Source organism: Bradyrhizobium sp. IC3123 (genome assembly GCF_020193625.1).
Taxonomy (GTDB): Bacteria; Pseudomonadota; Alphaproteobacteria; order Rhizobiales; family Xanthobacteraceae; genus Bradyrhizobium; species Bradyrhizobium yuanmingense.
This window is the reverse complement of record NZ_JADYVF010000021.1, coordinates 22,932-47,085: the sequence shown is the minus strand read 5'-3', so window position 1 is coordinate 47,085 and position 24,154 is coordinate 22,932. Positions and strand designations below refer to the sequence as shown.

The following is a 24,154-nucleotide window of genomic DNA, read 5'->3' as shown; positions in this document are numbered from 1 at the left end:
GGCCTTGAGGCGGTGCCGCACTCGCAAATTACGTTCGACCGTTGTTGCTATCGGAGGATGTCGGGGCGGCGCAAGGGCGCACATGTCCGGCTGGAAGGCGGGGCCGACGCTAAGCGCCGAATCTGGCGGGCACTCGGGACACGTGTCGCCGATCGAATCCAGGACGTCACGAATCTCCTCAACGGCATCGTCCGCAGAGACCCCGGTTGGCGGATCCTGCGTGGCCACTACGAAGGCCCGTTCGCGCGCGTGCGGATCGGCGCGGTCTTTGACCCAGCCATGCTCCTCGCATTCGTTGATGGCGCCGGCTTCCTGCAGGACGCCCATCGCCCAGCCTCTCAACGTCCGGATCGCCCGCGGTCTTTCCTTCGTCATCAGCATCGAGATCGCTCCTGCCGGGACGAATCCTCATGACCGCCGGCGCGTTCCCGGCGGATAACACGGGACAGGGATTCGAAATCGGGAGAGCTCCGGTTGTCCACCTGTTCCGACCTGCGCGGTCGACGCGTGCCCACACTTGAGCAGACAAACGAGACGTTGGCCTCCGAAGAATTTTGACGCCATCCATCTGCGCCTCCTCGTGCGAAATCCCGGCTCCCAATCCGTCGGGGAGTGGGAGAAGGGGTATTGACTTTCGTTGATGTCTTCGAACAAAAGTAGAACAACCGAATCCCGATGCCTGAAGGTCCGCGTGGCCAAGCTCCCGGTATTGCCCGTCTACTATTACCTCGACCATTTCGTTGAGATGCTGGCGTTCGTCCAGAAGACCTACGGTCCGATACTCGCCGCCGAGCATCTTGCCTTCGTCGCACGCTTCGGAGGTCATTCCAAAGATGCCCAGTGCCTGTTGGTCGGGATGGTCAACCGCCGTGGCGCGATCTTCGACCGGTCGCTGTTCAGCTATCCTGAGATAAAGGACGTCGATCAGGCCGCCGCGGAGCTGATGGCGGCCGGCCACGCTCGCGCGCTCGGGGAAGCCGACTACGCGGCGTTCATCGCCTGCTTGCCGAAGGAGGTCCTGATGACCGGCGCGCAAGCGGCCGGGCGCGGAGACGTGCGCAAGTCTTGGTCGAAGCCGAAATTCATCGACTACTATCTCGAGCGGATACCCTACTCCGTGGCCGCGCAGCATTGCGGCGCCCACAAATTCATCGCTCTCGACGGCACGAGGCCGATCGAGTTTCTGCTCTATCTCTACTTCGGCAAGACCGAGGTGGACCTCAAGAACTTTGCTTTGCGCTACCTCGGGATCCTCCGGACCAACCAGGAAACTGCGTTCAGCGCGCGCTTCACGGACGGCGACGAGGCTTTGGCATCGTTCCACTACAGCCAGATCCTCGATCGGTTGGATGCGAAGTCCGAGTCCGTCCATCGCCGGGCCGCGATCGACGTTCTTGCCGGCCCGACTTGCGGCGGCGAATACGCCGCCGAGCTCCGCAGCCGGGCGGCGCATCAGACGGGACTATTCTTCGAGAAGGCCGGCGAAAAGGACCTCACCCGCCAGCTCTATCGCGCAGGTTCGTCGCCCGAATGCAACGAGCGTCTGGCGCGCCTGCTTTACGGCCAAGGCGAACGCGCCGAAGCCGAAGAGCTTCTGCAGCGGATGATCGACGATCCCGCGAGCGATGGCGAACACCTCTTCGCCACGGATTTCTACGCGCGCAAGTTCGGCGGCCGGCGCACGGGCCTGCACACCGAACTGCTGCGGGCCGGGCGCGTCATCACTGTCGACGACACGCACCGCGGCAACCCCGAAGCGGGCGTCGCCGGCGTCCTGCGGCGCGAGGGCGCCAAGGTCTTCCACGCCGAGAACGGGCTCTGGCACTCGTTGTTCGGTCTTCTGTTCTGGGACGAGCTCTTCGAGCGCTCGCAGCTTCCCAGCGGCTTCGACTGGCTGCCGCAGTGCCTGAAGGACCGCAGCTTCCGTCGGTTGTTCGCGCCGTCGATCGACGAGAAGCTCGAAGCCATCGGCTCGCGACGGGCGCTACCGTCGCTGCTGCGCACCGTTGCGCAGCGCTGGGGACGAGCGAACGGCATCTTCGCCTGGGACCACGTCCAGGTCGAGGCGCTTCGCGCGCTGCTCGATGGTGCCGATCCCGCCGGCGTCGCGAAGATCGTCGGCGCGATGTGCGAGGACTTCCGCGGCATGAGGGATGGTTTTCCCGACCTCTTGGTGGTGCGCGGCGGCAACGTCTCGTTCATGGAGATCAAGACGGAAGGCGACGCCATCCGCCGCAATCAGCTGACCCGTCTCCGCCAACTTGGTGCGGCCGGCATCGTCGCCGAGATCGGGCGCGTCGATTATCGCTTCGATCCCGAGCAGGACTACGTAGTGGTGGACATCGAGACCACCGGCGCTTGGTCGAGCGGGGACCGCATCACCGAGATCGGCGCGGTCAAGGTCCGCAATCACCAGGTCGTGGACGAGTGGCACAGCCTGGTCAATCCGCAGCGCCCCATCCCGGCCAAGATCGTTCAACTGACCGGTATCACGAACGAGATGGTGCGCGGCGCTCCGCTGTTCGTCGAGTTGGCCGACAGCTTCATGAACTTCATGGGCGACGGAATCTTCGTGGCCCACAACGTGAACTTCGACTACGGCTTCATCGCCTACGAATTCGAGCGACTGGAGCGGCGTTTCCGCTTCCCGAAGCTGTGCACGTGCACCGGGATGCGCCGCCGCTTTCCGGGCCTCAAGTCCTACGGACTCGGAAGCTTGTGTGAAATCTACGGGATCGAGCTCGACAATCATCATAGGGCGCTCTGCGACGCGCGGGCCTCCGTTCACCTGCTCAATCTGATCAACCGAAAGCGCGAAGAGGAAGAGGCGCCGGACGCAGTGGCTGCCTAGCGGAGGCGCGGCTTCCGAATTTCTGCTGCGGATCCGGCTGTCCACCTGCAAGCTCGCGACGCGCATTCGACGTCGCCGCACGAGAGCCGGATCCGATGCCGCCGAGCGCACTCGGCGCAAATCCTCATTGCGGTCGATGATTTCGGACGTTGGTCGAGGAGACCGACCTGCGCAGGACGCTACGGCGGCGCGATATCCTCCTTCTGGCCGGTCGCCACGATCTTCAACGCACCGTCGGGCAGCGGGCGCTGCAGCGCCTTTGCTTCCTCCCACGGCGCCCGCATCCAGACCTCGCACTCCTCCGTCGTCGTCAGGATCACCGGCATCGCCTTCGGATGCACGCGCTTCACTTCCTCGTTCGGTTCGGTCGTCAGGAACGCGTAGATGTCGGCTGTGACCTCGCCCTCCTTGGCCTTCTGGACGCTGGTCCAGTTCGTCCACAGACCGGCGAATGCGAGCAGCGGCCGGCTTTCGTCCGGAGCGAACCAGACCGGCGTCCTTTTGCCGTCGATGGTATCGTACTCGCTGAACGAGGTGAAGGGGACCAGGCAGCGGTGCTCCGTACCCAGCCAACGCTTCCAGTGCGCGCTGCCGACGTTGCGGATGTTGGTGGTCCCGGAATCCGGCTCAATTCCTTGAAGTCGACGATCTTTCCCTTGGCCTGCAGCTTTTCGGCGCGCTTCTTGGTCGCGTCCATCCGCACCATTGCGCACGATCGGAGCCGGATAGTCGGGGAAGATGTTGCCGACCTTCTTGACCGCCTTCTTCACCGCCGAGGCCGAGCGGCCGGTCTTCTTTGCTTCTTATCGCACTTCGTAAGCCTGTCCCTTGGCCACGCGGGCCCGATCCTGTTTGCGTCCACGCCCGGTCCTCTTCTTCGCTGCGGCCATCGGCTGCTCCCTTTACCAATCCAATGGTGGAGCAACGTTGAAGGGGTTCGCGCGGTTCCGGAGCGGTCCAAAGAACGACGAAGCGGCCGCAGAAAAGTGAGCGGATACCCGTCTGCTTCACTGTCGAGGATATCGCGGAAGGAATACGTCAAGTCCGCGAAAAACGGTCGATGGCCGCTGGGATGCCCTTGCTGGAAGCCCATCCGTCGAGCCGCAGACCGTCCCAAGCAACGACGCCTTCATCCCATTTCACGCCGAACTCGCGATAGATCGGAGCCACAGAAGGATTTGAACAGTGGTCGCCCGCGAATTACGGCGCTGAGCTGATCCCGATGCTGTTGCGTGTCGTTGACACCAGGCAGAAGCAGATAACTCACATGAACTTTGCCGAACTCCTGTTCCGCGTAGCGGGTCATTTCAGCTAGTAGCTCGTTGAGCGGGTAATAGCGAGCAATCGGGATTACCTGCCGACGCGTTGCGTCATCGGGGCCATGCAAGGATACGTAAAGCCGGTCTTTACGGCGATCTCTCCGCATACGGCTGATCTGTCGGTTAGAGGAATGGCGCAAGCTATTTTCCTTCATGGGCATCGATCCATTGCAATGGCGTCATCGAGACGCAAGAAGAGAGGATCGCCTTTCGCGACGGACTTCCGCCCTGCGTCGTCGACCACTTCTTCGTTCCTCTGCCGATCCACACCAATGGTGCGAATGGGCCGCCGAGCGCTTTCGCGGCAAGCTCTAAGCGCGCAGATACGCACGAAAGTTCGCTTCGGGAGTGACATGACGGCATTCGACAAATCCAAGTTCACCTGGGATGGCATGTATCTCGAGTACGAGGGACGCTTCGTGGCCAGGTTCAAGTACGTGCGATCGAACGCGGCGGGATTCAGGAGGTTCCTGATCAAGAATTTCACCGTCGAGGAGTACTTCGCGCGACGCGACCGAGACGAGCAACATATCTTGGAATCCAAGGGGTACGTCCCAGGTCATATCCGGAAATGGCTCATCGAGGCCGGGCTCCCTCCCACTCCCGAAGGCAGGGCTGAATTTTCTCGACGTCAGCGTTGAAGCCCGCGAGGCCAGGCGGGCAGACGATTGGATCGGGACCACTGTCGAAGCAGGCCCGCCCCGCGAATGCGCGTGGACTTCTTGATCGCGGTTGGACGCAGTTCGCGCGTTCGCCGCAGATTGCGGTAGACGAGTGATCCTGACATCATACATCTCCCAGTGGAAAGGACGACGGCATGGCGGGGCAGGAGCGAAATTGGGGTTCTCTACAGGCAGTCGAGGACCTAATTGGCTGCCACTTCGACGTTGATGAAGCTGAAAAACTTTCTGGAGCTCCAGACGACCAACTGAGCGATTTCCTCGCCAGATTCGCTCCTGCTTGGTACGATTGGCTGGAGAGTGACGGTATCGCGGCGAGGGCGATTGCGGACAAGCCACTCTACTTGCCGTCTGGCGCGGACCAGTTTGGCGAGGAAGGTCCGCTCCTGATGTCCAGTGCCTCATATAAGCGAGCGGCACTTTGTTTCAGTTCAATCGCCGTTCCCGATCTACTTGCCGCTGCGGTGCACCCGTCCGTAGAGACTGGACAGCTGATTGGTTCTTTCTCGCTCGAAGAAGCCCGGACCGGCTTTCGCGCCGGCTTGATGAGACTGGCTGAGATAGCCCCTCTAGTCCGCGCTGGCGCCTTCGCTGTCGTGCCACATGGCTTCGGAGGATTGCACCCTATCTTGCAGGCGCACGCTCGCGAAGAGCTGAAGAACGTGTCTAGCGAAGATACGGAATTTTGGGCCAAGCTTGTTCGAGATGCCAACCCGGGGGCTCCGGAGGACAGCATAAACTTCGGAATCCGGTTCCTATCCGATGAAGTTGCGCTTGCCTTAGCCTGGGTCGCGACAACCGGCGCTTGGCCGATCACTACCGCGCCTCATGTTTTTGAGCGTATCGAAAAGGGTTTGGCTCAAACGGCGGACAAGGGAAAGAGCATGGGCATTGAAGTAGCCCGCGCGATCACTACGTTCCAACTGCTCGATGCCAGCGGTGTCGACTGGGAGCTACTATCAAAAATCCGGGCTGACGATCATCGCTTCGCCGATTTTCGCGCGAATTTGGACCTTGCTATCGTGCAAGCATCTAAAAATGCAGGTCAAAGTCCGCAACTCTTTGCGGCTTTCCTGAAAGATCTCCTGCAGGATTCTGCCGACGAGTGCAGCAAGGCAGGCGGGTTTTCTTCGTCATGGGACGGAATGTGGGGTCCGACCTTCGCATCGCTCAGTATAGCCACGATGTTCGCTATCGTCTGCGATTTAACGGTGCCCGGCGGGCCTTGGATGACGAGGTTGCGGCCCTTCATCGCATCGATGACGGCGCTGTGCTGCGAAGCGTCCGCATCGTGGATCAGGAAAGGCGCCGCCGCTTCTATATGCGGATCGTCGATCAGATAGTCGGTAGGTTCACTCGGGATGAGAGCGCCGTCGCCTTCGAAGCCCTTTTCTGCCCCCTGCAGGATCGATCCGACGAGGGGATGCGCAGCAGGATCGACTTGCCAGTTCGCAGGATTCAGGTCGGCGTATACTGCGAACCGACCGAAGGCGAAATGACCCGGGACGAGCCATCGGCGTATCTGCCATCGTCCGAGATCCTTGATGGCCTCCTGGACCAGGTCGAAATATGCTTCGATAGAGGCCAATCCTTCGTCATCGCTGCCTTCGAAGGACGGCAATTTCCGGTGGAACTCCGTCTCCAGAAGCTTCTGCAAACTGAGATTTGACTCGGCGGAAGATTCGGTGGCCGACAAATGGAAAGAATTTCGGCCGTACGCCTTCTTCACGTCGAGTGCGACGGGCAACAGAAGCAAAGCGCGAACGCCTTCTTGTCGCAGTTGTCGGATTCGTACCATCCAAAAAGCCGAACGACAGGAACAGGGTCGAAAGTTCCATTTCCTGTTCCGATAATCGTGCATCAGCGGCGATCTTCTCCAGCACGCGCTCGAGTTCGTCCGGAAATTTCAAGGTCTGTAGGGCGGCGTCGCTATGCGATGGCTTCGACTTGACGCGTCCGAGCTCCGGATTCGGATCGATGTTCGACCGGCGGGCGTGTTCTGCACGGTTGATTTCGGCCTTCTTGGGCCGAGGCGGCAATTCGAATTCGTCGCGGATGTGATCGCGAAGCTCGCGCTCGAGCTTTCCCAAGGAGAACTCGTCATCGCGCCCGGAGCTTTCCAGAGCCTGAAGCTTCGTCAGATACTCCAGGTTCGAGACTTTCGCATGCTCGAGCGCGGCGATGAACTCCTCCGTCTTCTCCTCCGGCGGAATATCTTCGGGCTCTTCCAGAGGGTCGATTCTCAAGGAGGCATCTTCGCCGGCGAGCTTCCTGTAGACCTCCTCCATCACCTCGTCGACGATCTGAAGATGTCGCTTGGATCTCGCACCGAGGCTGTAATTCAGCATTCAGTTCTTTTTGGACAGATCCAGAAGCTTCAGCCTGAGGCGATCGTACACCCCAGCCAACCGGAGCTCCTCGTTCGGCTCGTCGAGAACGGTCAACGAATTTCCCCCCGAAAAGTCGACCATTACCAAGAAGAATCCTCTACGGACAACCGCTTCGTGCACATCATAAGGTCTACAACATCCCCAGCAGATCTCTCTATGTCGGCCTATCCGTTTTTTGCGCCGCCGACATCTCTGAATTGCCGGTCTTAGGTTTCTTAGTCGGTGTTGTAACGCCCATCGCGAGGCGGGATAAGAAGAGCAGCGTTATTCCGAGCTTCGACTAGCGGGGGTAATTTCTGCTGGCTGGATTACCCCCCCGGATGGCATACTTAAGGGGATCACGGTGCTCCACCGTAGTGCTCCACCGCAAAAAGTTCGGCGGCTCGGGAAGCACCTGATTTTGAAGGACTTTTTCGCTACTGAAAATCGGTGGCGGAGAGAGTGGGATTCTACACCAAGCTAAAGACCATCACGAAACGGTGGCCAATAGGGATTCGCTCTGGCTGAGAGGACGGTGGCGAAAGCGAATCCCGCAATCTTCGCAGCTGTGGAAGCGAGTCCCGGAGATCGCAATGCAGTGTCCGACCGGTGGACCAGATCGCATCTATACGACCTTTTCGCATATCCTCGCTTTTTCCGCCTGTTCTTGCAGTACAAAACCCACTTATGCCGCGGCTTGAGCAGCTAACGAGGGCGCCCTTGCTGGTGCAGTCGAACAAGGTGGTTTCCATTTTTGTCGACCTGATTGGGTGCGCTTGCTCCGTCATCGCCAGGAGCGTAGCGACGAACCATCCGGCTGTCTCTCGCCGAAAGGGTCTGGGTTGGTTCGCTTTGCCAGGAACGAGAAGACTGGCCCCGCGCTTGCGAGATCCAGGATGACGGCTGTGTATTAAATTAAGCTATCCCCATCACGCGAGACTGGTGATAGTCGACATCGCCAAACGAGTTCTCGATCATGGTGAGGCGCTTGAAGTAGTGGCCGATCTTCGCCTCCATGGTCATGCCGATGCCGCCGTGGAGCTGAATCGACTGCTGACCGACGAATTTCAGCGACTTGCCGATCTGCGCCTTGGCCGCGGCGATGGCATTGCTGCGCTCCCTGGCGTTCTCGAAATCACCAGCCATGGTCGCGAACATCGACATCGAGCGCGCCTGCTCGGCCGCGACGAACATGTCGGAGGCGCGGTGCTGGAGCGACTGGAACGAGCCGATCGCGACGCCGAACTGCTTTCGGGTCTTGATGTACTCGACCGTGGTCTTGAGCGACTCGTCCATCAGCCCGACCGCCTCGGCGCAGAGCGCGACGCGGGCCTCGTCGACCACGCGCTCGACCAGCGCGAGGGAATCCTCGGGATTGCCGAGCACCGCATCCGGGCCGACCTCGACGCCGGTGAAGGTGATGTCGGCGGCGTGCAGGCCGTCCTGGGTCGGATAGCCCTTCGTGCCGACGCCCTTGGCGTTGGCCGGCACCAGGAACACGCCGATGCCGCCATGATCGCGGCGGTCGCCCTTGGTGCGGGCGGTCACTACAAGCGTGTCCGCGTTCTCGCCGTTGAGCACGACGAATTTCTCACCGTCGATGACCCAGCCGTCGCCCTTCTTCTTCGCGGTCGTGGTGACGTCGAACAGATCGTAGCGCGAATTCTTCTCGAGCTGGGCGAACGCCAGCGTCTTGCTGCCGTCGATGATGCCGGGCAGGTGTGCCGCCTTCTGAGCGTCGGTGCCGGCATGGCGCAGGAAGCCGCCGCCAATCACGACCGTTGCCAGATACGGCTCGAGCACCAGCGCCTTGCCGAGCGCCTCCATCACGATCATGGTCTCGACGCCGCCACCACCGAAGCCGCCATCGGCCTCGCTGAACGGCAGGCCGAGCAGGCCCTGCTCGGCGAGCTTGAGCCAGACCGCCTTGCTCCAGCCGCCCTTCTCCTTCATATACTTCTTGCGCTGCTCGAAATCGTAGGAATCGGTCAGCAGGCCGTCGATGCTTTCCTTGAGAAGCCGCTGCTCCTCGTTCAGGTCAAAATCCATGTTTCTCAACTCTCCCGGTATCTGATTTCGTCATGCCCGGCCTTGTGCCGGGTATCCACGTTCTTCGTGCCGCTAGCGTGGATGGCCGGGTCATTCGTCGAAGACGCGCTTCGCGCTTTTGCCCCGGCCGTGACGTCGAGTGTGTTTGTGACGGGCAGAATTCACAGCCCCAGCACCGCCTTGGCGATGATGTTCCGCTGGATCTCGTCGGAGCCGCCATAGATCGAGAGCTTCCGGTTGTTGAAGTAGCTCGGCGCGATTTGGGCGGTCCAGTCCATGGCCTCACTGGAGCCGTCGTCGCCGCGCACTTCGAAAGGAGCAGCGAACGGGCCGATCACTTCCATCAGCAGCTCGGTGGTGGCCTGCTGGATCTCGGAGCCCTTGATCTTCAAGACTGAGGAGGCCGGGTTCGGCTTGCCCTTGCCATGCTTGGTTTCGTCGGCGACGACGCGGAGCTGGGTGAGCTCGAGCGCCTTCAGCTCGATCTCGCAGGCCGTGAGCTTCTGGCGGAACGCGTGATGCTCTATAATGGGCTTGCCACCGGCTTCCACCTTGGAGGCGAGATCGCGAATGCGGCGCAACCGTGCTTTGGAGAGGCCGACGCGAGCTAGGCCGATTCGTTCATGGCCGAGCAGGAATTTTGCATAATCCCAGCCTTTGTTCTCCTCGCCGATCAGGTTCTCGTAGGGCACCTCGACGTCGTCGAAGAACACTTCGTTGACCTCATGACCGCCGTCGATGGTCTGGATCGGTCGCACGGTGACGCCCTTCGATTTCATCGAGAGGACAATGAAGGAGATGCCCATCTGCTTCTTCGCGGACGGATCGGTGCGGCACAGGCAAAAGATCATGTCGGCGTGCTGGGCGAGCGTGGTCCAGGTCTTCTGGCCGTTGATGATCCACTTGTCGCCCTTCCGCTCGGCCTTGGTCTTCAGCGAAGCAAGGTCCGAGCCGGAGCCTGTCTCGGAGAAGCCCTGGCACCACCAATCGTCGACATTGGCAATGCGCGGCAGATACTTCCTCTTCTGCTCCTCGTTGCCGAAGGTGTAGATGACGGGGCCGACCATGCCGACGCCAAAAGCGAGCGGAGGCTGCGCCGGATAGCACTGCAATTCCTCATTGAAGATATAATGCTGCACGGATGTCCAACCCGTACCGCCGTACTGCTTGGGCCAGTGGCTGACGCCCCAGCCTTTCTTGTTGAGGATGCGCCACCAGGTCACCATCTCGTCCTTCGAGAGGTGCCGCTCCTCCACAAGCTTGCGCCGCGTATCCGGTGGCACGTTGTCACTCAGGAATTGCCGCACCTCCTCCCGAAACGCCTGCTCTTCCTTTGTGAACGCGAGATCCATGAGATCCTCCTGTTAGCTTCCTCGTCCTCCGGCCTTGCGCAAACAGGCACAGGGGCCGGGACCGTAACAATCGGCCTTCGTAAGAAAGCCACTCGTCTCCGTAGCCGTCACTCCGTCTGCGGAATACGGTTCGTGCCGCGCGTGCGCAATTGCGCAACTCGGCTGCGAGGTGCGATTACTGCAACACCTCGAACAAACCCGCCGCGCCCATGCCGCCGCCGACGCACATGGTGACGACGGCATATTTGGCCTTGCGGCGGCGTCCCTCGATCAGGGCGTGGCCGGTCAGGCGCGCGCCTGACATCCCGTAAGGATGGCCGAGCGAGATCGCGCCACCATTGACGTTGATCTTCTCGGGGTCGATGCCGAGCTTGTCGCGGCAATACAGCACCTGCGCAGCAAAGGCTTCGTTCAGCTCCCAGAGGCCGATGTCGTCGACGGTAAGGCCGTGGCGCTTCAAGAGGCGCGGCACGGCAAAGACCGGGCCGATGCCCATCTCGTCCGGCTCGCAGCCGGCGGAGACGAAGCCGCGGAAGATGCCGATCGGCGCAAGACCGCGCTTGGCCGCTTCCTTGTCGCTCATGATGACGGAAGCGCTGGCGCCGTCCGAAAGTTGGCTGGCATTGGCGGCGGTGATCGAAAATCCTTCGCCCCGCACGGCCCTGAGCCTTGCGAGGCCTTCAGCGGTGGTTTCGGGGCGCGGACCTTCGTCCTGCGACAGCGTGACCTCCTTCATCGACACGGCACCGGTCGCCTTGTCGGTCACCGCCATCGTGGTGGTGATCGGCGCGAGCTCGTCCTTGAATTTGCCGCCCTGCTGCGCGGCCGCGGTGCGGCGCTGGCTTTCCAGCGAATATTCGTCCTGGCGTGCACGCGAGATGCCGTAGCGCTTAGCGACGACTTCTGCCGTGTCGATCATGGACATGTAGGCTTCGCTCTTGATTTTTAGCAGCGCGGGATCCCGTACGTGGAACGAATTCATCTTGTCGTTCTGCACGAGGCTGATCGACTCGCCGCCGCCGCCGACCGCGATCTCGACGCCGTCGAAGATAACCGAGCGCGCGGCGAGCGCGATCGCCTGCAGGCCCGAACCGCATTGCCGGTCGATCGTGGTGCCGGAAACGGTCACGGGAAAGCCGGCGCGGAGCAGCGCCTTGCGAGTGATGTTGCTGCCGGTTGATCCCTGTTGAAGGGCTACCCCCATTGCGACGTCCTCGACCTCATTGGGCTCGATCTTGGCCCGGGCGACGGCTTCGCCGATGGCGTGGCCGAGCAGGGTTGCGCCCTCGGTGGCGTTGAGCATGCCGCGATAGGCCTTGCCGATGGGCGTGCGGGCGGTTGAAACAATGACGGCGTCGATCAAAACGACCTCCTGATGCGAGATGAGATGGATTGTGACGATTTCTGCTGTTGGCGCGCCCGACCATGGCCGCGAGTTCGGTGAGCTGATCCGCTGGTCGCCAGATTCGGCATGCGCGCCATAATCAGCGGCAGCTTCCGACAGGTGGTCGGGCGGCGCGCATTGCAAGATGGTGTCGTCTGCCGCACGGTCTCGGAATAAGCCTGGTCACCGGGAGGGGTCATTTTCTGCAATTAGATCAGACTCATTCCGGGATTGGACAAGTCGCGAGCCGCGGAATCAATCGACCCGCGCTTTTCACGGCGAAATGGATTCCCGGCCCGCCCCTTCGGCGCTTCCGGAATGACAAGCGGAGAGGCTGAGGCCATCACGCCGCTTTCGCCGCGGCCGCGAGCGACGCAAAGGTCTTGCCCTCTGCGGCGAGCTTCTTCAGCAGCGGGGCGGGCTCGAGGCTGGGGTCGTTGGTCTCCTTGGCGTAGAAGGAAAGGCGATCGGCGATGTGCTTGAGGCCGACGGTGTCGGCCCAGAACATCGGACCGCCGCGATAGATCGGCCAGCCATAGCCGTAGAGCCAGACCACGTCGATGTCCGAGGGGCGCGCGGCGATGCCCTCTTCGAGGATCTTCGCGCTCTCGTTGATCATCGGGTACATCATGCGCTCGAGGATCTCCTCGTCGCTGACGACGCGCTTCTTGCGCCCCAGACGCAGCAGCGTCTCGTCGATCAGCTTCTCGACATCAGGATCGGGCAGCGCTGCGCGCGAACCGGCTTCATACTTGTAGTAGCCCTTGCCGGTCTTCTGGCCAAAGCGGCCGGCCTCGCACAGCGCATCCGCGATCTCGGACTTGATGCCGCGGTCCTTGCGCGAGCGCCAGCCGATGTCGAGGCCGGCAAGGTCGCCCATCGCGAACGGCCCCATCGGCATGCCGAATTTTGTCACGACCGCGTCGACCTGCTGCGGCAAGGCGCCTTCGAACAGCAGCTTCTCGGCCTGCTTGCCGCGCTGCGCCAACATGCGGTTCCCGACAAAGCCGTCGCAGACGCCGACCACGGCCGGCACCTTCGCGATTTTTCGCGCGATCGTCACCGCGGTCACCAGAGCATCCGGCGCGGTCTTGTCGGCGCGCACGATCTCGCACAGCTTCATGACGTTGGCCGGCGAGAAGAAATGCATGCCGAGCACGTCCTGCGGACGCTTGGTCGACTTCGCGATCTCGTCGATGTTGAGATAGGACGTGTTGGAGGCGAGCACGGCGCCAGGCTTGGCGTACTGGTCGAGCTTGCCGAACACCTCCTTCTTCACCGCCATGGTCTCGAACACGGCTTCGATGACGAGGTCGGCATCGCCGACATTCTCGATGCCGACCTTGCCGTCGATCAGCGCCATGCGCTTGGCGGGCGCATCGGCCGGGATGCCGCCGCGCGCGGCGGTCGCCTCCCAGTTCTTCTGCATCACGCCCATGCCGCGCTTGAGCTGCTCCTCACCGGTCTCGATCAGGGTGACGGGAATGCCGGCATTGGCAAAGGACATCGCGATGCCACCGCCCATGGTGCCGGCGCCGAGAATGGCAACACGGTTGACCGGACGCGGCTTGGTGCCTTCAGGTACGCCCGCGATCTTGTTGGCCTCGCGCTCGGCGAAGAAGGCGTAGCGCTGCGCCTTGGACTGGTCGCTGGCGACGAGCTTGAGGAAGCCCTCGCGCTCTTTCTTCAGGCCTTCGTCGAACGGCAGGTCGATGGCATAGCCGACCGCGTCGGCGGCGGCGAACGGCGCCTCCAGGCCGCGCGACTTCTTGGTCATGGCCGCAACCGCATTGGTGAAGATCGAGCGGTCGGCCTTGGCCGCCGCGAGCTTGGAATCGTCGTCACGCAGGCGCCGCAGCGGGCGCTTCTCGGCGATGAGCTTGCGCACGAAGGCTTCGCCGCCCGAGGCCGGCCCCTCGATGATCTCCTCGATCAGGCCGTTCTTGAGCGCTTCCGCCGCACCGATCGGGTCGCCGCCGACGATCATCTTGACCGCGAGCTCAGGCCCGACCGCGCGGGGCAGACGCTGGGTGCCGCCAGCGCCGGGCAGAAGTCCGAGCTTCACCTCGGGCAGGCCGAGCTTGGCCTCTTTCACCGCGACGCGGAAATGACACGCCAGCGCGACCTCGAGGCCCCCGCCGAGCGCGGTGCCGTGGATCGCGGCAACGACCGGCTTGGGCGAATTCTCGATCTCGGACAGCACGTCATTGAGGGCGGGCGGCTTCGGCGGCTTGCCGAATTCGGTGATGTCGGCGCCGGCGATGAAGGTGCGGCCGGCGCAGGTCAGCACGATGCCCTTGATGGCGGGATCGGCGATCGCGGCCTTGATGCATTCGAAGATGCCGCCCCGGACTGCGGCACTCAGCGCGTTGACCGGTGGACTGTTGACCGTGACGATGCCGACCTCATCATGACGCTCAAGCTTCACCACTTCGCTCACAGTGGGCTCCTCTTGGCGCTCTTGTCTGTGTCAGACCGCAGTACGACAAGTGCATCAGCCGCGAGACCTTTCTTGGTCGTGACGAGAAATGGATTGACGTCAATAGACGTGATCTGACCATCCGCATCGGCTATCAGGTTGGAGAGCCCGACGAGCGCCTTGACAACTGAAGCCTCCTTCAAGGCGGGCTTGCCGCGGTAGCCCCCGATCTTAATGCCCGCTTTGGTGCGACGTATCAGCCTTCTGGCCTCGGTCGCGTCAATAGGCGCTCCGGCGAGTGCCACGTCTTTCATCAACTCGACGTCGACACCGCCGGTGCCAAATAGCACCACCGGCCCCATCTCAGCATCAAGCGAGGCGCCTATCAGTAGCTCGAGATCGGCTTCGAGCTGCTGAGAAATCAAGATACCTTCCAGCCTCGGCTTGCTCTTCAACTTCTTCACGCGTGTGACGATTTCGTTGAAGGCAACCTGAACCTCGTCCGCACTTTTGAGGTTGAGCATGACGCCGCCGACATCGGATTTGTGAAGGATGTCAGGGCTGACTACTTTCGCCACGACTGGAAAGCCGATCTTCATTGCGAGTGCTGACGCCTCTTTGGCGGTTCGCGCTATCGCCTCCTTTGGGATCGGAATGCCATAGGCCTTGAGCAGCTTTTTCGAGGCGACTTCGTCGAGCGCGGCGCCGTTGGTGCAGTTCAAGGTCTTTTTTAGTACGGCCCGAGCCCGGGGTTTTGAGCAGGAAACGATATCGGGCACGTCATTTTTGAGCATCGCATAGTCGATTAGCGCCTTGATCGCGCTGACGGCACGGTCCATGCCCTGCACAACAGCAATGTAAGGCAAGGACTTACGCAGGGCCTTTGAGTGCTCGGTAAATCCGATGGACATCCCGCTAATGTAGATCACAGGCTTCGATGTGGTGCTCGCCATCTCGTTAACGATGCGCAGATTTTTCTCGCGCAACTCATGCGGCGCCTTAGGCAATTCCGCGTCAATGATGACGATGTCGGTGTCCGGATCATCGATCATGATCTTGATTGACTTGAGATAAACGGATGGATCGACCACCGCAGCAAAACCGGCATCCAGCGGATTGCCAACGAGCGAACCCGGCCCAAGCATCGTCGCGAGCTTTCCGCTAATGTCCTTACAGAGCGGGGGAAAATGGAGTCCCGTCGAATGGAATGCGTCAATCAGAAGCCCGCGCTTGCCACCCGATAGCGTCACCGCGGCAAGCCGCCCGCCCCTAGGTAATTGAGCATGAACGAAACATTCGGTCGTTTCGATCAGCTCATCAAGCCCGCGCACCCGGATCACGCCCTCGCGGCTCGATATCGCGTCGAAGGATTCGATGGAGCCTGCCAGCGCCCCGGTATGCGCCATAGCGGCAGCGCGCCCCCCCGCAGAGGCCCCCAGCTTCAACGCAATGACAGGTTTTCCGGCGTCACGCGCTGCCCTGCAGGCACGCCGAAACGCATTGGTATTGCGCACGCCCTCCAGATAAACCACGATGACTCGGATCGAGGGATCGGCGGCGAAGTACTCTATCAAAGCCGGCGTTTCCAGCCCGACCTCGTTACCGGTCGATACCATATAACCGACACCGACACCGCGCTCCTCGAGCGCCTGCCGGATCAGCATCACGATAGCGCCCGATTGGCCGGCAATCGCGACCGCCCCCTGCTCCATCGTGACGACCCGGTCATCGATATTGGTGAACAGTCTTTCGCCTGCACTTAAATTGCCAAGGCAATTCGGGCCCGTTACGAAAATTCCCGTCTCGCGCACCGCGGCCTTAAGTTCAGCCGCAAGCCGCTGACTTTCCTCATCTTGCAACTCGCTGAATCCCGACGTCACGATAGTTGCTGATCGCGCACCTGCGCTGGCTGCCTCCCGTAATACCTGAACGACGAACTTCGCCGGCACCAGCACGAGCACATGGTCGGGCGCTTCGGGAAGGGAGGCGAAATTCCGATAGCAGGTCACGCCCCAGATCGTGTCGCGCCCGGGGTTCATAGCATAGAGCCCGCCAGCGTATTTATACTTGATCAGATTGTTCCAAATGCGCTCGGCATAGTTGCCCGGCTTGTCTGTGGCACCGACGAGCACGATGTTGCGGGGATGCAGCATCGCATGAATGCCGCTAATGACGTCACTCGCATCGACTGCAGGCGACCAATCACTTGAGGCGACCGCGGCGGTCGGAACGCGTGCTTCCATAGCTCCAATTCTTCCTTTAGTTATTCCGCCGAGACGCGATGCTCGATCGTCTCAGCCTTAAAGCCCATCATCTGCGAGCGAGGTAGCGGAACGCACGTCAAGACATTGTTCAGCCGACCACACTCGTCGCAGGCCCTAGACTGCAGTGGGGCCGCATCTCGTACACCGATGCGCTACATCGAATACTCACCAGGATGACAGATCGCCATCATCCGATCGCTGGAGTCCCTGGTGAACCGGAGGCCCAGCGCGGCGATGTACGGGCAGTCAATATTCCGAGCAGACGCGAATCGACGCTGCATCAGCGCCGCATCGCGTGCAGGATCAATGCAAACAGCAATCAGAACTCCGAGCAGTCAGGGTAATTCGAAAGGGCGATAGACAATGAACCTCTGCATCGCGCCCGGGTTAATGTGCAGCGCTCAGGCGGTTCACTGCGTTGTTCAAATAGACTAGCCGTCTCGCCGGCCGAATTTCTTCAATCTGGGCCGTCATATGTTCGAAATTCAACGCGGAACTGGACAACAGCGCGGCTTTTCATTCGATCGAAACGATACTCAGCTCGAGCACGACGACAGTAGGGGGAATGAGGCCGCTGCAAAGGAAAAGACGGCTTGACCCGACAACAATTGGCTCCGACCGGGACAACCTGCCGAGCAGTTCGGGGAGGGCCGGCCATCCTTGCTCTCCAGAGCAAGGTTTGTCATCTCGAGGTGCCCCAAAGAGGGCTGTTCAGTCAGGAGACCGCCTCTCAGGCCGTCCCCCCCATCAGGAAGCCGGCCATTACTAGCCTCGTTGAGCCAGCAAAGCTTGGCCCGCTGCAAAAGGCATTCAACAGCATTCATATAGGATATCGTCCAGGATTCATGTAAGATTCGTCTCGCGGCAAGCCTAAGCACGCCATCGATTGGAGACGCCCATGCGGCGGCACGTGGGGCGAGCGAACCGAATCTTCTGCCTGGCTCCCATCGAGGCTCAGTAACCGCGTCGCAGGTCAATTACGTTCCTCAGCGGGAGCCCTTTCAGGTAGCGTTCGACGTTCTCTGTGACGATGTCAATTGCTCGCTCCACATAATCTGTGAGAATACCTGCAATATGGGGCGTCATGATCACATTCGGCATTTCCCAAAGCGGACTGTCCTGCGGCGGCGGCTCACGCTCGAACACGTCGAGCATTGCACCCCCGAGTGAGCCCGCCTGCAGGGCACTGATCAATTCGGACTCCACGACGACGCTGCCCCGGGCGATGTTGATCAGGAATGCATCACTTCGCATGCATGCTATCTCGTCAGCGCCGATCAGACCGACCGTCTCCGGCGTGGCCGGCACGGCCAAAACCACGAAATCACAGAGTGGCAGCAAGTCCTTCAGCTGATCGGAGCCGAACAACCGGTCTACGTCTTCCGCCGGGACAGAAATATCCCGCTTCGCACCCAAAACGATCATCCCCGCGCTCTTCGCGCGCCGAGCAATAGTCGAACCGATCGAACCCAACCCAACAATGCCAAGCGTTTTGTTGGCCAAAGGCGCCACGGATCGATGGATCCATTTGCGCTCCGCTTGCTCGGACAAAAGTTTTCGGAAATTCCAATTCAGTATCGTCACGCCGCCCATCACGTAATCAGCGATGAGGCCGCCCTGCATTCCGCGAACATTTGTCACGATGATATCACCCACTCTGTCGCGGATCGGAAGCATGGAACTGAAACCACTTCAGCTTCCGCGCCCGGCCGTGCAGTTCGACCGGGAAATGGTAAGCAAGCAATGCCTGGGCCTCACCTATGTGTTGCTCTAGCCGTTCGGCATCCGGCGCCACAATGATTCGGACTTGCGGAAAACGTTCACCCAACACATGTGCAAACAATTCCGCCTTATCGTGGTTGACGACAATGGTGAGGGCGGGACTTTCACTTGACATGCTACCTCATGTTTGTGCGTAGGATGGTGCCTGGACACCAATTCTTGTTTGCTCAAAACACCTGCTGAATGGGAGCGAGGATCTGCACACATCGCATCGTGCGAGCCAAGGTGTGCGCCTTCTTGAACTCACCGAACCGCCTGGGGCGCAGAAATCGTTTCCTTTTGCAGTTGCCGGAAAACCGCTATCAAACGACCGACTTTCGATTCATTCGATGTAGCGCCGCTGCTGTTTGAAATTCTGCGTCCTTGCATTGATTCCGGCGAATTCGCCCACGTCTCGCCGTTTGTTCTCCCCTATGCTCGAGTTGAGGCGACAAGGTCATCGCGAAACTGGCCAATGTGGACCGTGAGGCGCATAGAGAACGGGATCGCCTGCGCCTCGTCTCCAGTCTCTGTCACATCGCTCGGAACGAAACGATCTGCATTACCAAGGTGGTGCCCCGTCCACCTTTGTGGACCACCAAGCGGGAGCGCTTGGCGTAAAGTGAGCCAGCTCTGGCGAAACCGCACACGATCATGGCCGCCGAAAGAACAGGCAGCAAATCTCGCTATGTTGCCGCCATCGATGTTCTTTGGCAGGCAAAACAGCAAAGGGGGGCGCGTCCGTCAGGCCAGGAGAGTTGCGACACCGGCAGGGTGGCAATGAAAGACTTGAAGACGACGGCAGCCCGAATATAGCGATCGCCACTTTTGGATTCTCGGCGCATCGATCCTGCTCTGAAGGATAAAGTGGGTCTTCAGCTGGCCTGGCACGGAGCGTCAAAGCCCCATTTCAGCTTCCAGCGGCCGTCAAGCGCAACATCAGAGGCGCTGAACCGGCGGTTTGCGGATGCAGTATGCCAGGTCCGAAAACCCCGGGGACCGCTGTCATTACACTCCCGCCAGTGGATTTGGCAGCTCGTGCTCCACTCGAAAGTCCCGATAGCGCTCCAAGTGCATCCGTAGCACCGAGCGGCTTCGCCAGGGATCCTCGAGAAACGCTTTGCGTTCTTCCAACCAGAGCGCATCCGACATCATGCGTGGCCTGAGGGCGTCAAAGACGGCCTCGGTCTCTTCCCGTAGGATGTACCAAAGGCTTGGGCCTGACGGCTCATAATGTTCATCGAGGCACAGTGCGACCTCATGTAAATGACAGACGAAGCACGCGTCGATGACGAATGAGCGCACGAGACTGATGTCGTCGTAAAAGGCCGTGGGTAAGATCCCCGTCCGAGTGAACGGCTTGAGATCGTACCCTCGCTCCTTGAGCAGGGGAACAAAGGTGCGGGCGTCGCCGAAATCCCGGAGTAGGAGTTTTTGGGGACGACCGATCTCGTCGAACAAGATTGTACTGTTTTGCTGATGCGCCTCAAGTGCCAGTCCGTAAAGCAAATACATGGTGAGGATCGGCGTGATCACGGTCCTCACATAGGCACGGAAGAATGCAGATTCGCTTTGACAGCCGCCCCGCGCAATCAGTTCGCAAATGAGCGGGCGGCCGTCGACCGGGCTTGCAGCAAGGAGCGCTGCAACAGTGACCGAAAATAGTCCATCATTTCGTGTCATTGCATCAGGGTTGCGGTAGACAACCGAAAGAAATCGACCCCGATGCTCGTCGTCTGTTACGGGGTGGTGAAGGATTGCCCCCAGCTCCTCTGGGAAGATCTCCAATTTTTCTGAGAGATGCCTCTCATTTGATATGATTTCTAGAATCAAGGTGCTGAGACGCGGTCCCATGTGAATCGACTTTGCCTGCAGAATGCGCTGTTCGCTGGTCATCCAAATCGCCACCGGTAATTTGATAAAGGGTCTCGGCTCCCGTGTGTCTGGCAGCATTGTGCGGAACGACATTGCCGGCAGCGTTATGATTTCCGGGCCGTTGGGATCGAAAATTCCAGACGCGATCTCTGAGGCGAGTTCACGTCGCAGAAAATTGTCTAGGTGCCAGATATGGATAGGTAGCGGCAGCCAGTCCTCAGAGGATTTGCCCCTTTTTTTAAGTCCTTCAGTCCAGTCGTACCAGAGCTGCGGGAAGTTTTGGGAGAACCATTCCGAATAGGTGCCCACATGCGGCATCTTCTCCACATAGGACCATTCTTTGCGCAGTGCGGCGATTCGGACGCGCACGCGAGCCCCGAACTCAGGCGACAATGCAGTGACGTCCTCGGTCGACAGATCGGATTTGGCCTTCCATGTCGGGTAGAAGGGATGCCCCTCCAGTGCTCCCCACTGATCGAGAGTAATTGCCGCCAGGTGCGGCGGCAGATTCCTTTGGAGATATTCGATGAAATCCCGGGCTCCAGCTTCGGCTATTTTACCACGCAACTCTGCGCTCCAATGCTCCCGGTGATCACGTGCGAGGACGTCGTTACGCATGCTGTCCTCGACGTCGCGGATGAGACGCTGAACGCCGTCCGTTGCTGGCGCGATTGTCAAAGACGGCGCGACCTCTCTGATGAGGTCGCAGGGACTATCGATCAGGTAACGAGCGCCGGTCTCGTCTATTACTTCGATTGAACCTCGATTTTGAAGTACTCCGGCAGGCGCACGGTGCAAATCCGTAAAGTGTAGGACTTCGCGTGATCGCCAAAGGGGAAGCCATGCTTCGTTGCCTTGGCGAGCCCACATTAACCCCTCCGGCTCGAGAAGACGCTCGGCGAATAGGCAGCGGACCAAGCGGCAGACGGCATTGCGCGATGCGCTTAGGCAAAGCTGCGAGGCACACGCCTTAGATTCAGCATATGCCCAGGAGGACATTCTCTCGTTCATTTCACCTCCTCCACGAGAACGGCGAGCAAACAGGCCTGCGCGCCCTCCGTGAACGCCGCGTTCGAGCTGGGCGTCCAACTAACTTTGCGGGGATGCCCCTCTCGCGTTGCGCGGTCAATTGCGTGTTCTGCGACTTGAGAGAGCTTCGAGCCGTCCGTCCCGATGCCGTGGGGAATAAACGAACTACCTTGCATGGCATCATTCGAAAGGAAACATGAGTGACAAAGCTTCGATCGGAACCGCTCCCAACTGCTTGACCTCCTCGATCATTTTCATTAGATCCTTCGCGCCAATCACGCGTAGCAAGCCCTGCTCCCAGCAAACAGTATGCCACAACGGTGTGCCCGGATGTTGCTGAGATAAGAGGAGGGCACTCCGCCTTTTTCCTCCGTCGCTGAAATGCTTGCACAGTGAGATGCCGAGTCTCGCTTGTCTGGAACCGGACATGCGCAATTTTCGGGAGCCTCAGCGCAAGATGTGAATGGTCAACTATTTCCAGCGCGAAGTGGCCAACAACTGAGGATTCGGGTTACTTGCATGAATCAGGCGATTGATTTCATAGCAATCGCGAGGGATCGACTTTTTGCAAGAATGTGATCTGAGGCGCGGTAAGCACTATTTGAGCTGCAATGTTTCGCACTGATTCCCAGGCTGGAACGAGCGAAGAATGATGAACGCCCTCGGCGTTTCGGCTGCCAGAAGACGTTTATCCGTTTGCTGTCGGACATCGGTGGCAAGGCCCGCATCAGCCAGGTGACTTCCCTATTTTAATTGGAAGAAGAGTATGACGGCGGTTGCCGACCGAGAAACGGCGGTTAAAGCAGCTCGAGGACGAGAAGATCAAGCTGAAGAGCTGTCGTCGGATCTATCGCTCGACACAAGGAGACGCTGCAGGACGTGGTCCGCAGAGAGCTAAGAAATCGGGCTGAAAGAGCAAGCTGGCCCGACCGTCAGAACTCCGCGTAACGCATCTCTGCGATGCAGCTGTTGCACTCCTTACACCATGCTTGGACTACCTGATCTCAGTTTACCTCCTCGTAGTCGAACTCAGTCCTGTGACGACGATCATTTTGAAGACATCGACAAGAGGTGCGGCAGCACGAATTGCCCTATTCGTTGCAGGTATTCGCCCTGGTCTCCCTCCAGTAAGTATCTGTATCCAGCGATAAGCCTGGGAGGCTCACAGCATCGACACAAGAAGCTCTCAGCAAGAGAGTATTCGGAGCAGTTGTAATTGATCGTCACTTCATCTCTGTCACGACCAATTTCCTCCATCGCAATCAGTACAACGCCACCATCGTCGATCTGAAGGCGGGCATTCGGACGACAACAGTGATTTATGAAGTCTATGTATTCACTACAAAGATGCTTATCGCGATCAATTTGTATCGTCCTCTTGGTCGCCAGCGGACAGATCTCACCTTCGAGCCGTTCTATGACATTTCCCCTCGATATAGTTCTTCTTGAAAACAAGCCGGACCCATTTATCTCGGATCGTCCGACGTAGATGCGATCTGACGGCTTACAGGCGAGGTTGGTTTTGTTCATAACGTTATCTCTCCGACTCGATTTGACCTGTGCTCTCATCTTGTTTAGCTGTTGACACGGTAGCTGTGACTCATCGGCATCATGCGATCTAGACGCTCTGCCTCTGGTCTTGCCAACTGCCAATGATGATAGTCTCGGCTCGTTGAGCTCAAACTTGAACTCAACTCAAGCAGAAGGCGTTTAGTAAGTTTGTTCGCGCCGCCTCCAAGGCGGCTGCCGCCGTAGATCAAGCCAGTCACGACAATTCTCCGCGTTGACAGATGTCGCCTCTGCCTATGTTAGGCGGCCACGCGGATCGGGCGGAGAGGTGAAGCAGGCTTGGTGTGCTGCGGTCGAAGCTCGAATAGGGGCGTCTCTGTGGAATCGGGATATGGCCTATGATCGTGAGCCCCCACTGCCGGTCTCGCAGACCCGACGATATACCTCCTCGTAGTGGCGCTGCGCTCCCACCGCTCAGACAAACACGTTTATCGCGCCGGGCGCCCTTATCGTCCGTGCTGACGGCGACGTCGTTGCCGGCACGTACAGTTATGAGGGGCTTACCCGTGAATTGTGAGGCCAAACCTGTGGAGGGGTCCGACCCGCTTTGACGATCAGGGTATCCTCAAAAGATGTTTTAGCGCGAAAGGCTGTTCCATGGTGATCCGACCACCGCCACAACAGAAATTGGCGTGCTACCCGATCCAGTACCCTGGCGAGATAGACGAGCTGTAAGACCCTATGTCCGCCTGTGTTGAGGCGACCGGCCGACACAGCGAGTCCGAGTGATGATCGGGCAGCCGATCCGATCATCATGATCCAGGAAGGAGTTGTGGTAGCTGATTGCTATGCATGTGTCGGAGCAGACGTCGCGAGGTGAAGACACTGCGCGTTCGTGGAAACATGCCGGCAAAGGAGACGCTTGCCTCTTGCGAGGTCGACGCGCCTGCAGCCAGTATGCGCTACGGATCGGTGCCGATTTGATCGTGTGCATTTTGGTTATGAGGCCTGTCCGGCCGGCTATGCCTCATGAATGCAGGCTAGCTCGTCACTGGCCTCAAAGAAGGCAGGTGATCGGGCCAAGACTAACCGCCAGGCGCCGCCTTTCTCGCGTGGCTGCTACGCGTGGGCGCCGACGGCGGTATGGTCTCCGATGAATGCCGCGAGACGATGCGCGGTCTCGTTCACGTCCGAGTGGCAGCGGTTGAAGCGCTGCCGCCCACTGGCAGAAGGCGCGCGCCTTGATGCTCAAGCACGGCCTCACCTATCCCCGCAGAAAAGGCTCGACAATTC

The 24,154-nt window shown here is 59.8% G+C and carries 15 protein-coding genes and 2 pseudogenes; 3 read left to right on the top strand and 14 right to left on the bottom strand.

Annotation, left to right across the window (positions count from 1 at the left end; genetic code table 11):
* Positions 1 to 120 precede the first annotated feature (120 nt).
* Positions 121 to 381 (bottom strand): annotated as a pseudogene (locus tag I6F20_RS35180) (hypothetical protein); the annotation flags it as partial.
* A 310-nt stretch (positions 382 to 691) separates the two neighbouring features.
* On the opposite strand from I6F20_RS35180, the gene I6F20_RS35175 reads away from it, so the two are divergent.
* Entirely contained in the window at positions 692 to 2,851 is a 2,160-nt protein-coding gene (locus tag I6F20_RS35175; protein ID WP_225130638.1) for an exonuclease domain-containing protein, read from the top strand.
* 179 nt (positions 2,852 to 3,030) lie between these two features.
* On the opposite strand, the gene I6F20_RS35170 is transcribed toward I6F20_RS35175, so the two are convergent.
* The 3 genes and pseudogenes from I6F20_RS35170 to I6F20_RS35160 form a co-directional block, all read right to left on the bottom strand.
* Positions 3,031 to 3,564 carry an SOS response-associated peptidase family protein gene (locus tag I6F20_RS35170; protein ID WP_345944135.1) on the bottom strand — a complete coding sequence of 178 codons (534 nt, stop codon included), beginning with the start codon at positions 3,562 to 3,564 and terminating at the stop codon, positions 3,031 to 3,033.
* A 27-nt stretch (positions 3,565 to 3,591) separates the two neighbouring features.
* Positions 3,592 to 3,741: pseudogene (locus I6F20_RS35165) on the bottom strand (DUF3606 domain-containing protein); the annotation flags it as partial.
* A gap of 239 nt (positions 3,742 to 3,980) precedes the next feature.
* A complete protein-coding gene (locus tag I6F20_RS35160; protein WP_225130636.1) occupies positions 3,981 to 4,325 on the bottom strand; it encodes a radical SAM family protein in 345 nt (114 codons plus the stop codon).
* Between the two features lie 198 nt (positions 4,326 to 4,523).
* Between I6F20_RS35160 and I6F20_RS35155 the strand changes: the two genes are divergently transcribed.
* A complete protein-coding gene (locus I6F20_RS35155) occupies positions 4,524 to 4,811 on the top strand; it encodes a hypothetical protein (RefSeq protein WP_225130634.1) in 288 nt (95 codons plus the stop codon).
* A gap of 176 nt (positions 4,812 to 4,987) precedes the next feature.
* Positions 4,988 to 6,193, top strand: a complete 1,206-nt coding sequence (locus I6F20_RS35150; RefSeq protein WP_225130632.1) for a hypothetical protein — start codon at positions 4,988 to 4,990, stop codon at positions 6,191 to 6,193.
* A gap of 252 nt (positions 6,194 to 6,445) precedes the next feature.
* On the opposite strand, the gene I6F20_RS35145 is transcribed toward I6F20_RS35150, so the two are convergent.
* The 10 genes from I6F20_RS35145 to I6F20_RS35095 form a co-directional block, all read right to left on the bottom strand.
* Positions 6,446 to 7,198 (bottom strand): DUF4011 domain-containing protein, encoded by a 753-nt coding sequence (locus I6F20_RS35145; protein WP_225130630.1) that lies wholly within the window; start codon positions 7,196 to 7,198, stop codon positions 6,446 to 6,448.
* A 936-nt stretch (positions 7,199 to 8,134) separates the two neighbouring features.
* On the bottom strand, positions 8,135 to 9,268 hold the full coding sequence (pimD, locus tag I6F20_RS35140) for a pimeloyl-CoA dehydrogenase small subunit (RefSeq protein WP_225130628.1): 1,134 nt from the start codon (positions 9,266 to 9,268) through the stop codon (positions 8,135 to 8,137).
* Positions 9,269 to 9,429: 161 nt separating this feature from the next.
* A complete protein-coding gene (gene pimC, locus I6F20_RS35135; protein WP_225130626.1) occupies positions 9,430 to 10,620 on the bottom strand; it encodes a pimeloyl-CoA dehydrogenase large subunit in 1,191 nt (396 codons plus the stop codon).
* A gap of 175 nt (positions 10,621 to 10,795) precedes the next feature.
* Entirely contained in the window at positions 10,796 to 11,983 is a 1,188-nt protein-coding gene (locus I6F20_RS35130; RefSeq protein WP_225130624.1) for an acetyl-CoA C-acyltransferase, read from the bottom strand.
* 364 nt (positions 11,984 to 12,347) lie between these two features.
* Complete coding sequence (locus I6F20_RS35125; RefSeq protein ID WP_225130622.1) at positions 12,348 to 14,444, bottom strand: 3-hydroxyacyl-CoA dehydrogenase NAD-binding domain-containing protein; 2,097 nt, start codon at positions 14,442 to 14,444, stop codon at positions 12,348 to 12,350.
* Positions 14,441 to 16,666 carry an acetate--CoA ligase family protein gene (locus tag I6F20_RS35120; RefSeq protein WP_225130620.1) on the bottom strand — a complete coding sequence of 742 codons (2,226 nt, stop codon included), beginning with the start codon at positions 16,664 to 16,666 and terminating at the stop codon, positions 14,441 to 14,443. Before I6F20_RS35120 ends, I6F20_RS35125 begins: the two co-directional genes overlap by 4 nt.
* A 975-nt stretch (positions 16,667 to 17,641) precedes the next feature.
* Positions 17,642 to 18,364, bottom strand: coding sequence for a D-2-hydroxyacid dehydrogenase (locus I6F20_RS35115; RefSeq protein WP_225130618.1), 723 nt, complete (start codon positions 18,362 to 18,364; stop codon positions 17,642 to 17,644).
* Positions 18,336 to 18,584, bottom strand: a complete 249-nt coding sequence (locus I6F20_RS35110; protein WP_225130616.1) for a hypothetical protein — start codon at positions 18,582 to 18,584, stop codon at positions 18,336 to 18,338. Before I6F20_RS35110 ends, I6F20_RS35115 begins: the two co-directional genes overlap by 29 nt.
* Positions 18,585 to 19,456: 872 nt before the next feature.
* Positions 19,457 to 21,334, bottom strand: coding sequence for an IucA/IucC family protein (locus tag I6F20_RS35100; protein WP_463671685.1), 1,878 nt, complete (start codon positions 21,332 to 21,334; stop codon positions 19,457 to 19,459).
* 1,065 nt (positions 21,335 to 22,399) lie between these two features.
* On the bottom strand, positions 22,400 to 22,882 hold the full coding sequence (locus tag I6F20_RS35095) for an SET domain-containing protein-lysine N-methyltransferase (protein ID WP_225130614.1): 483 nt from the start codon (positions 22,880 to 22,882) through the stop codon (positions 22,400 to 22,402).
* Positions 22,883 to 24,154 lie beyond the last annotated feature (1,272 nt).